This window comes from Sulfurospirillum arcachonense DSM 9755, assembly GCF_000597725.1.
Lineage (GTDB): Bacteria > Campylobacterota > Campylobacteria > Campylobacterales > Sulfurospirillaceae > Sulfurospirillum_A > Sulfurospirillum_A arcachonense.
The window spans coordinates 83,469-97,149 of record NZ_JFBL01000008.1; the positions used below are offsets into that span (position 1 = coordinate 83,469).

The window sequence follows — 13,681 nt, forward strand, 5'->3', positions numbered from 1 at the left end:
TGCTATTGCATCGCTTAACTAAATTAGTTATAAAATAGCTTTACATGTAAAGCTATTTTATTTAGAAGGTGGATTGAATTTTTTAGGACGATTCATCCAGCCATATAATAAACCAAAAATACCAAAAATTATACCAATCCCGCTAATCAGTGCTCCATATGTTGAATAAAGAGGTTTGTTAACTTCTCTTATGACCATTGAGTCATCAATTTGTAGTTCAATTTTTTGAAAATGTTCACCATGATCACTTCCTGGATAAACATTAAGTATCCATTTTCCTGCTCTATTTGGTAAGAAAGAAACCACTCCAGAAGCATCTGTACGTCCTTTTTGATAAGGAAGTGAAGCATTGGGTGCATAGAGTTCATATTTGGACCAAGAGCTTTGATGTTGTTGGTCAAAAAAGATAGAAGCGTAAATTGCTTTTTGTCCTATATTGTATTGGACAATATGAGCAAACAGTGAAGTTGTACTTAATAAAATCACTAAAACAAAATGCTTCATTAATTCACTTTAAAGATAAAAGCACTTTGCAGTGTTATATTTTCAACATTCATATCTTCAATTTGTGGGGCATATGATTTTGCTGCGATAATCATTACACCTTTTTTTATAATTGGTATATAGGCTATACCAAATTTATTTGTTTTATACGTTGGATCATCATTATCACTCGTTTCAAAACCAGCATTTGCTAGAGCATATCCATCTTTTGTAACAAGAATTGGAAGAGTATCTCCTATTTTTAAATTTAGTGGATTAATAAGGGGAGTAACTTCCATCTTAAGCCCAACAGGTTTTTTAAAAGCTTCATCCCAATGAAGAAGAGTTTTACTAAATTTTACACTTTTGAGTGAACTAAAGATGATACCTTTTGCATCTTTTGGTGCGATATTTTTATAGCCTTCCATAGTTTTTGTCCAATAGCCGGCATTAAAAAATAGAGTAACCATTGAAGGTTCTCCATCAATTAAAAGTTGAGGAATTTTTTTGTTGAAATCTATACCAGCATTTAACGTTTTTGCATTTTTTCCAAAAGCTTTAATTCCTTTTAATTGATATTTATCATAGGGTATATAATCTCCATGAGCCCAATAAATAGCCTCATAATGATTTTTGACTTTATGCACCGTTATTTGATGCGCTTGCAGAGAGATTGCTAGAAGTAACCCAACACAAATTTTACATAATTGACCCATTGTCATTCTCCTTTAATAGTAATAATTATATTTAATTAGTATGCTTAAATAAAATTAATTTAAAAATAATATTATAGAAGGAGTTAAAATATGCTTAATACTAAAATAAAAAAAATATTATTTATGATATCTAAAAATACTATTGTGAAGAAAAAAGTTAAAGGATTATATGTTATTTGTTTCTTTTGCTATATTTAAAATCCAAGTAACCTTTTGGATGCAGTGATAGATTTTATCGAAAGTGCGCTGAGCATACTTTCATAGATAGCTACTGGTTTTTGACCTATTTCTCTACGTAAAGTTTTTCCTGTTTCATCTAGTGTGAGGCAATTAGGAATTGAGCGTACATCATAATGCTGTACAATATCTGGATATTTGTGTATATCAATCACATAAATTGTTACGTCATCAAATTGCTTCGATATACTTTCTAATCTTTTTTTTACTATTTTACATGGAGCACAAGATGACGAGATAAAAAGGATAAAACATGGTGTTTTTATTGGGTTTTTAGATATAGATGAATCAATAGTTTTTTGCATTATATTATTTAACTTTTGATATCCAGTTTTACTTCTATCCATTCATCTCTTTTGGCTGGGCTATGTTCACTTGGTAGGATTTCTATTCTATTTGCATCAATTTTATGTTTTGCTGTAAGCTCTTTTTTAATAGCTTCTGCTCTTGTTTGGGCAAGTTTTAAAAGAGAAGATTGTGCTATTTTGATTTTACTTATTAGCGTGTTTTCTATAGATTTATTGAATGCAAGAATATCAAGTTTTGCCGTTTTTTTATCTATGAAGCTTTTTTCTACTTTTTTATAAGAATCTATTGTGTTAGTTTTAAGATATAAATTTTTAAGTGCTAAAACATAGGTATCTATTTTTTTATCTTTGTTCGTTTCTTTGACTAGTTTGTGTGCAGCATCGATTCTTTTTTGAAACTCTAACGTTTGGAAAGCTTTTTTATCCAATATTTTATCATAGCTTCCTTTTATAGTGAGTTTTATGTTAGGACGTTTACTTAAGATTTTTTCTAAATTTTGCAATTTTTCATGTTCAGTGTTGATGATTTGGTTAGAAGCAAGGGCAAAGTCTATACTTTTTAATTTTTCGCCATCAATCCCTAACATATTTCCTAAAAATTTAAATGGTGCAGTCACTAGCCCAGTTATCATATTGCCAACTGCTCTCCAAATGACACCACCATAACTAAATTTTGGATTATTCATATTTCCTTTGACTGGTAAATCTATATCGATTTGCCCATCAGAATCTTTTAAAAGAGCAATGGCTAATTCTAGTGGAAGATTGACAGCATCTGGACTATCTACTTTTTCACCTAAAGTTAGAGTATCTATGTTAATTTTATTATCGCCTAGTAATTTGGATTTTTTAATATTGTATTTTAAATCCATAGATAATTTGCCACTTTTAATTTTGTATCCTACAAATTTACTTGAATAAGGAGTCATATTATTTAAAGCAATATTTTTAAATAGTAAGTTAAGTTGGGCATTCTCTTTTATATTTAATGGAGTTAGAGTACCTATAATATTTGTATATCCATACTTGTCTATTTTACCATTTAACTTTAATTTTGAAGGAGTAGTTGTTTGAAAATCAAAAGTAGAAAAGTGACCATTTAGGTCATGGATATGTGTTTGAAATGCAAATGGTAGTGAATAATCACTAAAGTCAGATACCCCATTGACTAAATCCATTGGGCCAATTTTTATTTTTATAGGGATGGATTCTTTTTTTGTTTGTTTCTTCTGAGTACTTGTTTTGTTTATAAGATTTGAAAAATTAGTAGTTCCATCTTGTGCAATATGTGCTTTTATATAAGGCTCATGGAGTTTTAAATCATGTATATTAATAGACATGGGATTGTGAACATACTTAATACCATTTATATCTAGGCGTTTCCAAGTCAGTAATTTTTCCTTGTTTTGAGCAACTACATATAAATCTTTTATGGATGAATTTCCATCGACTTGGACATTGACTTTATCTTGAAGATTTACTTTTAGATTAGCTGTTGTGTCAATATTAGCATTTGTAATTTGAAAGTTCACGTAGGGTTGCATATATGCAACATAATCCTTTACATGTAGATTATTTAAAATTATATTTGAAGAAAAAGAAAGCGGTTCTTGAAGAAGATTACCAGTTACTTTTAGTGTTGAGTCTTCATTGAGGATTGAAGCCAATGCATAGTTTATTGAAGAAGCTTTTTTTGAAGAAATATTCTTTACATGTAAAGATGTATCTTTTAGTTCACTTTTAACAGAAGTACCTAAACGCATATCTAAAAATGTAAGGTTTGTATTTTTTATATAAGTATCTTGTAGTAAAAAACTCCAAGGTTTTAAAGGCGTATTTGTTTTTTTTGAAGAGAGTTCTTTTTTTTGAGCTTTCATTTGAAAAGCTTTAACAAGGTTGAGTTCATAATTTTTGTTTAAAGAGCTAAAGATAGAAGAGTTTTCAATAGTGAAGTTATCTATAAAGATATTTTGTTTTGGGTATTGTAAATTAAAACCATTGAGATTCATTTGTGGAATCTCTATAATACTTTGATTATTATTTGAAATTTTTAAATTTAGAAGAGATAATTTTGCATCATTTATAGTTACTTCTAACTCTTTTGATAAGTCTATTTGATAAGGCAAATGTAACGATAAAATACCACTTTGTAAATCGGCCGGGAGATTTGGAAGAGCATAATCATAAATTTTTGGTAATTTTAAGTTTTTTATATTTATTTCACCATAAAGTGAAAGAGGAGTTATTCTCATACCTCCTTCCCAAAATAATTCACCACCATTTTCTATTTTTGTTTTAAATGTGTGAGCTTGTACATCTCCTTTTTTAGTACTAATGTCATGGGCAATAAAATTGTATGGTCCAAGTTCTAACTTAAATGGTTTTTGATTTCTTAAATCATTAAATTGGATATGTCCATTTTTTATAGTGAGTGTTTGTAAAATAATAATAGGTAAATTTGATTTTTCTTCTTTGGTATTTTTAGAATTTTCAGTTGGAGGCAGTATGTTTTTGAGGTTTATTTTATCATTTTTAAAAATTTTTGTATAAAGTTTTGGAGAGTCTATATTTAAATGTTTAAAAAGAATAGTTTTTTCTAAAAGACCAAGAGGAGTATAGTTAATAGAAAGGTTTTTTAAACTTAGAACAGGATGTTTATCTAAATCTTTTAAAACAATATTATTAATTTCTAAGTTAAAAGTGTAAGGGTTAAATTGAGCTTTTCCAAGTTCAAGATTGATACCAATATTTTCTTTGAGTAAAATTGGAACTTTATTTGTGATAAACCAAGGGAGAATAAAAAAACCACTTATAGTATAAACAACTGTAACTAATGAAATCCAAAATTTAAAACTTTTTAAATAGTTCATGATAGCTAACCTCCCGTTAATAAGACGTTTTATTTATTGTAATTATAAAATTGAACTTTTACAAACATGATCGTTGGTTATCTTCCCACATTCTTGCACATAATCAATTCCCCATTTATACATTTCTTGTAGTACGGGTTTTAATTTTTTTCCGCTACATGTTAAACTATAGACTACTTTAGGGGGTACTTCAGCGTAAACTTCTCTATGAATAATCTTTTTTTCTTCCAATTCTTTTAATTTTACCGTTAAAGTTTTTTGAGTTATTTCATTTACGGTTTCATGTAAATCTTTAAATCGCATATCACCATTAAGTAGATGCCAAATGATACTAAGTTTCCATCTGTCATTAAATATGTCAAGTGTAACTGCAACTGAACAGTTATATTCTTTTTCATTAACCAAATACATGTAAATCCTTTTTCTACTTTTATTATAACATAAAGTAAATAAAATTCTATTACTTACCTAAAAGAAAGTAAGAGTAAATTAAGTTTATTTATATATAATTTTTAGATAAACTCAAGGAGAATAAATGAAAAAAGTATTAATATTAAATGGTCATCAATATTATGATGAAGTAGCAAAAGGTGAGTTAACACAAAGTTATATAAATAGAGCAAATGATTTTTTTCTTAAAAATGGTTTCGAAGTAAAACATAGTGTAGTAGACAAAGAGTATGAGATAAATGAAGAAGTAGATAAGTTTGCTTGGGCTGATTATATTTTGTTTCAATATCCTGTATATTGGATGACTTTACCATGGAAAGCAAAAAAATATGTTGATGAAATCTTTTCAGCAGGTGCTGGGAAAGTTACATATGCAAGTGATGGAAGAAGTAGAGAAAATGCTAGTAAAAGATACGGTAGCGGTGGATTAATGACTGATAAAAAATATATGCTTAGCCTAACCTACAATTGTCCAACTAGCGAATTTGATAATAAAGATGGCTTTTTTGAAGGTTTATCATTAGATGAAGCAAACTATGCAGTACATAAAACATTTCAGTTTTGTGGAGCGCAACAATTAGAGACTTATTCTGTGCATGATATATTTAAAGGTGATTTAAATTTAGATGAAGAGTTAGATAAGTTTGAAAAAGTTTTATCTAAAAACTTTTTATAAAATATTGGAGTTAATGATGAATGAAATTATAAAACAATTAAGTAGTAGAAAATCAATAAGACAATTTACTGGTGAGAGTGTAAGTAAAGAAGACCTTGAACTTATTATAAAAACGGCCCAAAGATGTCCAACTTCTATCAATGGACAACAAATTTCTTTAGTTTATACTAGAGATAAAGAAAAAATAAAACAAATTGCGGAATTTTGTGCTGGACAACAACAAGTTGCAACAGCTGATGTTTTTATAGCTATTTGTGTAGATTTCAATAGAACTATTTTTGCAGTTGAACAAACTGGAGAAAAACACCAGATAGATAAATCAGCTGAAGGTATACTTGTAGGCGCAGTTGATGCTGGAATTATGTTAAATGCTATCCAAATATCAGCTGAATCACTTGGATATGGAACAACTGCGATTGGAGCAGTAAGAAATGAACCAGCTGCTATGATTGATTTATTAGGACTTCCACCAAAAACATTTCCAATCGTTGGAACTACTATTGGAGTATCTACGAAAGAAGCAAAAGAGGCGCCACTTAAACCTAGAGTTCCTATTGAGAGTTTTGCTTTTGAAGATAAATATGATGACAAAAAAGTAAAAGATGGTGTTCTATTATATGAAAAACAGATGAAAAAATTTAGAGTTGATAATAATATGGACTATTTGCAATCATATTGTGAGCAAACAGCAAACTATTATAAAAACATCTATTTTAGAAAGATTAAAGAAAATTATACAAAACAAGGTTTTGTATTTAAAGATTAAAAAAATTAAAAGGAAGTAGAATGAAAAATATAGTAATAGTTGCAAGTATAAAAATAAAAAGTGAATTTAGAGACGAAGTTTATGCCCAGTTAGTAAAACTTCATAAGAATACTCATACATATGATGATGGTGTTGTACAATATGAATTACATAAAGAAATAGGTTGTGAAAATAGTTTTACATTTATTGAGATTTGGGAAAATGAAGAGTTGTTGGGGGTACATGAGAAAAAAGATTATTTTTTAGATTTTATAGCTAAGTTAGAAAATAAACTAGAAAACATGTCTGTTCAAAAATTAGAAAAAATAGATTTGTAATATGATTTTTCAGAAAATGAAAAAGGTTGTGAGCAATATGAATCTTTTATTGATGGTGATACTTTTATTACCATTGAAAGATGGAGTTCACAAGAGTTACTTGATTTGCATCTTAAAACTGAGCATGTAAAAAAATATGTGCCAAAGTTAAGAGAGTGCGTAGTTGATGAAACATTTAATGTCCAATTTATAAAAAGTGATGATGTTTCTTTTGTAACAATTTAAAGGGAAAAGATGAGTCTTTTATTTAAAGAAGGAAAAATAGAAAATTTAAAATTAAAAAATAGAGTTGTTATGCCTCCCATGTGTATGTATAAAAGTGATAAGAGTGGTGAATTAAAAACTTTTCATAAAGGACATTATTTAGCAAGAGCTATTGGGGGAGTTGGATTGATTATTGTTGAAGCAACTGCTATTGAGCCAAGAGGGCGAATCTCTGCTAATGATTTAGGTCTTTGGAATGATACTCAAATAGAAGCGCATAAAAAGGAATTTATAAATTCATCTTATACAAGAGCATTTATATAATTTTGTATTTTGTTAGATTTTTGTTAAAAAACTTGAGATAGACTAACATTTTTATGATGTTATAAATTAATTTAAAAGGAAAAAATATGGAAAAAACGTTTTCAGAAGCTATGGACTTTAGACATGCTTGTAAGATTTTTGATGAAACTAAAAAAATCAGTGATGAGGATATGAAATTTATACTCGAAGCTGGAAGAAAATCGCCAAGTTCATTCGGTATGGAAGCTTGGAAGTTTTTAGTTATTACAAATGAAGAGTTAAAAACAAAACTAAAACCTTTTTGTTGGGATCAGCCTCAAATTACTACTTGTTCACATCTTGTTATTGTTTTAGCTGGTATTGAAGGGGTAAAACCTGAAAGTGGTATACCTGAAAAAAGATTTGCTAGACGTGAAATGCCTAAAGAAAAATTAGATTTTTATTTGGGATTGTATGCAGAACATTTAAAAGATACTTTGAGCAGTGATAAAAATATTTATTCTTGGACGGCTAGACAATCATATATTGCTCTAGGTAATATGATGACTGCAGGAGCTATAAAAGGAATAGATTCTTGTCCGATTGAAGGGTATGATAAAGACGGTGTTGAAAAAGTATTAGAGCTTGATACCTCAAAATTTCAGTTAGTTTGTGTCCTTCCTTTTGGATATAGAATTAACGAGCAATCAACACAATTAAGAGAAAAATTTGAAGATATCGTTGAATTTATTGAGTAATAATTTTATTAGATGATATCTACGTAATATATATTTTATTGTATTTTTTCGCTATTATTTAAGTTCGAAATGAGTAATTTTTATAATAGCGAAAAAGAAAAAATAAATGATCTAAATATTAAAAAATACCTCGTTAAAAGTAAAATTACAAATACTAATTTTTTAGTGTAAAAGGTCAATTTCAATGTTAGTTCATATATGTTGTTCAGTAGATAGTCACTTTTTTTTGCAAAAACTTCAAAAACTTTATCCACAAAAAGAGTTGATAGGTTTTTTTTACGACCCTAATATTCACCCATATTCAGAATACCAATTACGTCTTTTAGATGTACAAAGAAGTTGTAAAAAATTGGGTATAAAACTTATTGAAGGTGAGTATGATTATGAAGGTTGGATGCAAGCAGTCAGAGGTTTAGAAAGTGAACCAGAAAAGGGAAAACGGTGTTCAGTCTGTTTTGATAACAGGTTAGAACAAACAGCGATAAAAGCACTAGAAATTGGGATTAATGAGATAACAACAACGTTACTAACAAGCCCTAAAAAATCGATAGAACAATTAAGTCAAAATGCTAAAAAAATAGAACAAAAATACCCTTTACATGTAGAGACTCCTGATTTTAGAAAAGATGGTGGCACAAGTGAACAGTTTGCTTTAGCAAAAAAAGATATGTTATATCATCAAAATTATTGTGGTTGTTTGTTTGCTTTAGAAGTGCAAAGAGAAAATCAAGATAGATTAAAAGATGAATTAAGTTCTCCTATAACTTCTCAAATTTTACCTTCATCAATACAAGAGCGAATTAAATTATATAAAAAAGTGATTGATTGTGAAGAAAAAGGAGAAAAATTTAGATTAAAAAGAGAAAAGTTTTTAAATTATCGGTTACTTCAAGCATATGTGCGTAAAGGAAAATCTGAGATAGTTCCAAGTTATATACTTTTTTACTCAACACTTACAAGAGAATTTACAAGAGGAAAAATAGAATATATTGAAGATGAAATAGCTTATTTTAACCGTGAAGAGATAATATTTTTAAGCATAAAAAAATTTAATAGTATACTAGAAACAAGCTATATTAATGTAGCAGCATTGATGAAAAAACCACCTTTAGTAGAAGAAGAAATAAGAGTAAGAAAAGAGTTGTTATTGAGTGATATGATGAGTCTAAATCCAATAATTATATTAGATACTATAGAAAAGCAAAAGTTTGAAATTTTAATAAAATCTAAAACATATATAGATATTAGGGAAAATTTAGTAAAAGTTAGATAGAATAATAAGATTTTATTAAAATAATTAAAAGGCTTTAATTTGAATATAGATGTTGTCGAGATTCAGAAGATTTTACCCCACCGTTTTCCATTTTTACTCCTTGATCGAATTACAGATCTAAAAGCTGGAGAATCTGTTGAAGGTTATAAAAATGTATCAATTGGTGAACATATATTTCAAGGACATTTTCCTGGGCATCCGATTTATCCAGGTGTTATGATTGTTGAAGGTATGGCACAAGCTGGTGGAGTATTAGCATTTAAAAGTGTAAGTCAAGAAGAACAAGATGATACTTCAAACAAAGTAGTTTATTTTATGAGTATTGATAAATGTAAATTTCGCTCACCTGTAACTCCAGGTGATAAGTTAGTATATAAACTAAGTGTTATTAAACATAAAGGAAATATCTGGGTTTTAGATGGAAAAGCTTATGTTGATGATAAATTAGTTTGTCAAGCAGAACTCAAAGCAATGATAGTGGATAAGTAGATAAATAATATGTCAAATATTCATACAAGTGCAGTTGTAGAAGATGGTGCAAAAATAGCAGATAATGTAACAATTGGGGCATTTGCGTATATTTCAAGTAATGCTAATTTAAAAGCAGGTGTTGAAATAATGCAAGGAGCAGGAATCTATGGTAATACGACTATAGAGGAAAATACAAAGGTATTTCCATATGCTATTATTGGTACACCACCACAAGATACAGGCTATAAAGCCGAAGATGACGTTAAAGTTATTATAGGTAAAAATTGTACTATTCGTGAATTTGTAACAGTAAATGCTGGTACAAAAAAAGGTGGAGGGATAACTTCCATTGGAGATGATTGTTTTATCATGATTTATTCGCATATTGCACATGATTGTCAAGTTGGTAACAATGTGACAATGGCAAATAATGCAACACTTGCTGGGCATGTGCATATTGGAAGTTTTACTGTTATTGGTGGTATGACTCCTATTCATCAGTTTGTAAAGATCGGTGAGGGCTGTATGATAGGTGGAGCGAGTGCTATAAGCCAAGATATTCCTCCTTTTTGTTTAGCTGAAGGAAATAGAGCTGTAGTAAAAGGGCTAAATGCAGTTGGCCTGAAAAGAAGATTTAAAAAAGAAGATATAAGAGCATTACAAGGTGCATACAGAGAACTTTTTAGAAGTAATATGCCAATAAAAGATATGGCAAATGAACTTTTGAAAAATGAAAAAAATGAAAAAGTATTGCAAATGTGTAGTTTCATAGTAGAAACTTCGCGTGGTATACCGTATGAGAGGAAAAATAATGGTTAATCGTGAGTGTAGTTTTTGTGGTTCTAGGGAAGGAGCCGATACAAGATTGATAGCTGGAGAAGGTGTTTTTATATGTGAACACTGTGTAATTTCAGCACATAAAATATTTTTTGGTGATATAAGAGAAGAAGATAATGAAGAGACTGAACTTTTAGAGCAAGAACTTTTAGCACCAAAAGAGTTAAAAAATATGCTAGATAAGTATGTTATAGGACAAGAAAGAGCAAAAAAAGTTTTTTCTGTTGGGGTATATAATCATTATAAGAGAATTTTTAGACAAAGTAGTGTTGAAGATGATACAGAAATATCTAAATCAAATATCTTATTAATTGGACCAACTGGAAGTGGTAAAACACTTATGGCTCAAACAATGGCAAGATTTTTAGATGTTCCTATTGCAATTAGTGATGCAACGAGTCTTACAGAAGCTGGGTACGTTGGAGAAGATGTTGAAAATATTTTAACAAGATTGCTTCAAGCAGCAGATGGTGATGTAAAACGAGCAGAACAAGGTATCGTTTTTATAGATGAAGTTGATAAAGTAGCAAGAATGAGTGAGAACCGTTCTATTACTAGAGATGTGAGTGGTGAAGGGGTACAACAAGCACTTCTAAAAATTATCGAAGGTAGTGTTGTTAATATTCCACCAAAAGGTGGAAGAAAACATCCAAATCAAGAATTTTTGCAAATTGATACTTCAAATATCTTATTTATTTGTGGTGGTGCATTTGATGGTCTTGAAGAGATAGTTAAAAGAAGAGTTGGTAAAAATGTACTTGGTTTTGATCAAGAAAAAAGAGCAAAAAGTGATGATGTAAAACTTTTAGAAGCTATTGAACCTGATGATTTAGTTCATTATGGATTGATTCCTGAGCTTATTGGTCGTTTACATGTATTAGCTACTTTAGGTGAAATTACAAAAGATGAAATGGTACAGATTTTAACTGAACCACACAATGCAATATTTAAACAGTATAAAAAACTTTTTGCTATAGATAATGTTGAATTAAATTTTGAGCCAGAAGCTTTAGAAGAAGTAGCTATTTTAGCAATAAAAAGAAAAACTGGGGCAAGAGGTTTGAGAACTATCATGGAAGAAATTATGACAGATGTTATGTATGAACTTCCAGAACTTGATGGTTATGAAGTAATGGTAACAAAAGATGTTGTTGTAAAAGGTGAAAAACCTTTATATATTAAAAAAAATAAAAAAAGCGCATAAAAAGGTATAGCGAATGATTCTTGATCAATTAATTGGTTTTTTCTCTAGTGATATGAGTATAGATCTCGGGACAGCAAATACATTAGTTTTGCTTAGAGGGAAAGGTATTATCATCAATGAACCTTCTGTAGTAGCAGTTCAAAGAGATAAGTACGGTAGACAAAAGATTTTAGCTGTTGGTAGAGAAGCTAAAAACATGGTTGGTAAAACACCAGGCAACATAGAAGCAATTCGCCCTATGAGAGATGGGGTTATTGCTGATTTTGATATGACTGAAAAAATGATCCGTTATTTTATTGAAAAAGCACATAAGAGAAAAAGTTTTTTAAGACCTCGTATTATTATTTGTGTACCTTACGGACTTACTCAAGTTGAAAGAAAAGCAGTAAGAGAATCTGCTATGAGTGCAGGGGCTAGAGAAGTATTTTTGATTGAAGAACCTATGGCTGCTGCTATTGGAGCTGATCTTCCTATTCGTGATCCAAAAGGAAGTTTAGTTGTTGATATTGGTGGTGGTACAACAGAAATTGGTGTAGTTTCACTTGGTGGGCTTGTTATATCAAAATCAATTAGAACAGCTGGAGATAAGATTGATCTTGCAATTGTTGATTATGTAAAAAGAAAATATAATCTTTTAATTGGTGAGAGAACTGGTGAAGAGATTAAAATAGAGATAGGAACAGCGGTAGTTCAGGATGAACCATTATCTATGATGGTAAAAGGTCGTGATCAGGTAAGTGGACTATTAAGTAGAATTGAGCTTACTAGTGAAGATGTAAGAGATGCAACAAAAGAACCACTTAAAGAGATTGCCGATGCACTTAAAGATGTTTTAGAAGTAATGCCTCCTGATCTTGCTGGTGATATAGTTGAAAATGGTGTTGTATTAACTGGTGGTGGAGCTTTAATTAGAGGGTTTGATAAATATTTAGCTGATATTGTTAAATTACCAGTATTTGTAGCGGATGAGCCATTGTTAGCTGTTGCAAAAGGAACAGGAAAAGCGTTAGATGAGATAGGATTATTGCAACAATTATCAAATGAATAAAATTAAATTTCTTGTATTTATAGCTATATTTGTTCTATTGTCTTTAGAATATGGGAGTGATTTGAGAGGGATTTTTTTAAAAAATACTAATCTTGTCATTGCAACGTATTTAGATATAAAAAATAGTATTGAGCAAACTGTAGATGAACATTTTGCTCAACAAAAAGAAATAGTAACTTTAAGAGAAGAAAACAAGAAATTAAAAAATTCAGCAGAACTTTTGAGTGCTTTTGCCTCAAAGCTGAATGATGTTTTAAAAAAGAATAATGTTCCAGAGTATGAACCAAAAGTAAAATTGGTTCGCTCAGTTGCATATTCAAATTTGAATGATTATTATAAAGTCTGGATTGATTACAAAGACTTTAATGCTTCAAGAATATATGGCCTTTTAGATAAAGGTAATAGTGCAGGAATAGTGGTAGAAAAAGATGGAAATCCTATGGCTTTATTACTAGGAGATCCAAAATCTATATTTTCTGTTTTTGTAGGGGATAAAAAAATTCCTGGAGTGATTAAGGGAAAAAAATCGGAAGTACAAGTAAAGTATATCCCACTATGGATGAATCCTAAAGTTGGAGATGAAGTAGTTACAAGTGGTTTAGATGGTATCTTTTTTGGTGGGGTTCGAGTTGGAGTTGTAAAAAAAGTTATAAAAGAAGAACTTTCAAAAACAGCTATTATTGAACCGTATACAAAAATAAATGTTCCCTCTTATTATCATATAATAGAAAAAAATTAGGATTGAATTCAGAACCAATTATGAGGGATTGAATTGAATTCT

The 13,681-nt window shown here is 29.5% G+C and carries 15 protein-coding genes and 2 pseudogenes; 12 read left to right on the forward strand and 5 right to left on the reverse strand.

Going from position 1 to position 13,681, the window contains the following annotated elements:
* Positions 1-57: 57 nt before the first annotated feature.
* The 5 genes from K354_RS0107825 to K354_RS0107850 all read right to left on the reverse strand — a co-directional run bounded on the left by K354_RS0107825 (position 58) and on the right by K354_RS0107850 (position 5,025).
* The gene (locus K354_RS0107825; RefSeq protein ID WP_024954951.1) at positions 58-504 is read right to left on the reverse strand and encodes a hypothetical protein; all 447 of its coding nucleotides are present in this window, start codon (positions 502-504) and stop codon (positions 58-60) included.
* On the reverse strand, positions 504-1,199 hold the full coding sequence (locus K354_RS14690; protein WP_024954952.1) for a DUF4198 domain-containing protein: 696 nt from the start codon (positions 1,197-1,199) through the stop codon (positions 504-506). The genes K354_RS0107825 and K354_RS14690 overlap by 1 nt, the downstream gene beginning before the upstream one ends.
* A gap of 194 nt (positions 1,200-1,393) precedes the next feature.
* Positions 1,394-1,783, reverse strand: a complete 390-nt coding sequence (locus K354_RS0107840; RefSeq protein ID WP_024954953.1) for a thioredoxin family protein — start codon at positions 1,781-1,783, stop codon at positions 1,394-1,396.
* Positions 1,750-4,614 (reverse strand): DUF748 domain-containing protein, encoded by a 2,865-nt coding sequence (locus K354_RS0107845; RefSeq protein WP_024954954.1) that lies wholly within the window; start codon positions 4,612-4,614, stop codon positions 1,750-1,752. The genes K354_RS0107840 and K354_RS0107845 overlap by 34 nt, the downstream gene beginning before the upstream one ends.
* 42 nt (positions 4,615-4,656) lie before the next feature.
* Positions 4,657-5,025, reverse strand: a complete 369-nt coding sequence (locus K354_RS0107850; protein ID WP_024954955.1) for a winged helix-turn-helix transcriptional regulator — start codon at positions 5,023-5,025, stop codon at positions 4,657-4,659.
* A 124-nt stretch (positions 5,026-5,149) separates the two neighbouring features.
* On the opposite strand from K354_RS0107850, the gene K354_RS0107855 reads away from it, so the two are divergent.
* The 12 genes and pseudogenes from K354_RS0107855 to mreC all read left to right on the forward strand — a co-directional run bounded on the left by K354_RS0107855 (position 5,150) and on the right by mreC (position 13,639).
* Positions 5,150-5,740 (forward strand): NAD(P)H-dependent oxidoreductase, encoded by a 591-nt coding sequence (locus tag K354_RS0107855; RefSeq protein ID WP_024954956.1) that lies wholly within the window; start codon positions 5,150-5,152, stop codon positions 5,738-5,740.
* Positions 5,741-5,756: 16 nt separating this feature from the next.
* Complete coding sequence (locus K354_RS0107860; protein WP_024954957.1) at positions 5,757-6,506, forward strand: nitroreductase family protein; 750 nt, start codon at positions 5,757-5,759, stop codon at positions 6,504-6,506.
* Positions 6,507-6,526: 20 nt separating this feature from the next.
* A complete protein-coding gene (locus K354_RS15240; RefSeq protein ID WP_024954958.1) occupies positions 6,527-6,823 on the forward strand; it encodes a putative quinol monooxygenase in 297 nt (98 codons plus the stop codon).
* Positions 6,824-6,847: 24 nt separating this feature from the next.
* A pseudogene (locus K354_RS15245) lies at positions 6,848-7,048 on the forward strand (putative quinol monooxygenase); the annotation flags it as partial.
* Between the two features lie 9 nt (positions 7,049-7,057).
* Positions 7,058-7,312, forward strand: a pseudogene (locus K354_RS0107875) (oxidoreductase); the annotation flags it as partial.
* 125 nt (positions 7,313-7,437) lie between these two features.
* Positions 7,438-8,067, forward strand: a complete 630-nt coding sequence (locus K354_RS0107880) for an NAD(P)H-dependent oxidoreductase (RefSeq protein ID WP_024954960.1) — start codon at positions 7,438-7,440, stop codon at positions 8,065-8,067.
* Between the two features lie 184 nt (positions 8,068-8,251).
* A complete protein-coding gene (locus tag K354_RS0107885; protein WP_024954961.1) occupies positions 8,252-9,340 on the forward strand; it encodes an epoxyqueuosine reductase QueH in 1,089 nt (362 codons plus the stop codon).
* Positions 9,341-9,379: 39 nt separating this feature from the next.
* Positions 9,380-9,829 (forward strand): 3-hydroxyacyl-ACP dehydratase FabZ, encoded by a 450-nt coding sequence (gene fabZ / locus K354_RS0107890; RefSeq protein ID WP_024954962.1) that lies wholly within the window; start codon positions 9,380-9,382, stop codon positions 9,827-9,829.
* Positions 9,830-9,838: 9 nt separating this feature from the next.
* Positions 9,839-10,630, forward strand: a complete 792-nt coding sequence (gene lpxA, locus K354_RS0107895) for an acyl-ACP--UDP-N-acetylglucosamine O-acyltransferase (RefSeq protein ID WP_024954963.1) — start codon at positions 9,839-9,841, stop codon at positions 10,628-10,630.
* The gene (clpX, locus tag K354_RS0107900) at positions 10,623-11,852 is read left to right on the forward strand and encodes an ATP-dependent Clp protease ATP-binding subunit ClpX (RefSeq protein ID WP_024954964.1); all 1,230 of its coding nucleotides are present in this window, start codon (positions 10,623-10,625) and stop codon (positions 11,850-11,852) included. The genes lpxA and clpX overlap by 8 nt, the downstream gene beginning before the upstream one ends.
* Before the next feature lie 13 nt (positions 11,853-11,865).
* A complete protein-coding gene (locus K354_RS0107905; protein WP_024954965.1) occupies positions 11,866-12,900 on the forward strand; it encodes a rod shape-determining protein in 1,035 nt (344 codons plus the stop codon).
* Positions 12,893-13,639, forward strand: a complete 747-nt coding sequence (mreC, locus tag K354_RS0107910; RefSeq protein ID WP_024954966.1) for a rod shape-determining protein MreC — start codon at positions 12,893-12,895, stop codon at positions 13,637-13,639. The genes K354_RS0107905 and mreC overlap by 8 nt, the downstream gene beginning before the upstream one ends.
* The last annotated feature ends 42 nt before the right edge of the window (positions 13,640-13,681 follow it).

Excerpts from the sequence above, each read along its gene's own strand:
- clpX (WP_024954964.1), top strand. The coding sequence starts at position 10,623 with ATGGTTAATCGTGAGTGTAGTTTTTGTGGTTCTAGGGAAGGAGCCGAT.
- K354_RS15240 (WP_024954958.1), top strand. The coding sequence starts at position 6,527 with ATGAAAAATATAGTAATAGTTGCAAGTATAAAAATAAAAAGTGAATTT.
- K354_RS0107845 (WP_024954954.1), bottom strand. The coding sequence starts at position 4,614 with ATGAACTATTTAAAAAGTTTTAAATTTTGGATTTCATTAGTTACAGTT.
- K354_RS14690 (WP_024954952.1), bottom strand. The coding sequence starts at position 1,199 with ATGGGTCAATTATGTAAAATTTGTGTTGGGTTACTTCTAGCAATCTCT.
- K354_RS0107825 (WP_024954951.1), bottom strand. The coding sequence starts at position 504 with ATGAAGCATTTTGTTTTAGTGATTTTATTAAGTACAACTTCACTGTTT.
- K354_RS0107855 (WP_024954956.1), top strand. The coding sequence starts at position 5,150 with ATGAAAAAAGTATTAATATTAAATGGTCATCAATATTATGATGAAGTA.
- K354_RS0107885 (WP_024954961.1), top strand. The coding sequence starts at position 8,252 with ATGTTAGTTCATATATGTTGTTCAGTAGATAGTCACTTTTTTTTGCAA.
- K354_RS0107905 (WP_024954965.1), top strand. The coding sequence starts at position 11,866 with ATGATTCTTGATCAATTAATTGGTTTTTTCTCTAGTGATATGAGTATA.
- mreC (WP_024954966.1), top strand. The coding sequence starts at position 12,893 with ATGAATAAAATTAAATTTCTTGTATTTATAGCTATATTTGTTCTATTG.
- K354_RS0107860 (WP_024954957.1), top strand. The coding sequence starts at position 5,757 with ATGAATGAAATTATAAAACAATTAAGTAGTAGAAAATCAATAAGACAA.
- K354_RS0107880 (WP_024954960.1), top strand. The coding sequence starts at position 7,438 with ATGGAAAAAACGTTTTCAGAAGCTATGGACTTTAGACATGCTTGTAAG.
- lpxA (WP_024954963.1), top strand. The coding sequence starts at position 9,839 with ATGTCAAATATTCATACAAGTGCAGTTGTAGAAGATGGTGCAAAAATA.
- K354_RS0107840 (WP_024954953.1), bottom strand. The coding sequence starts at position 1,783 with ATGGATAGAAGTAAAACTGGATATCAAAAGTTAAATAATATAATGCAA.
- K354_RS0107850 (WP_024954955.1), bottom strand. The coding sequence starts at position 5,025 with ATGTATTTGGTTAATGAAAAAGAATATAACTGTTCAGTTGCAGTTACA.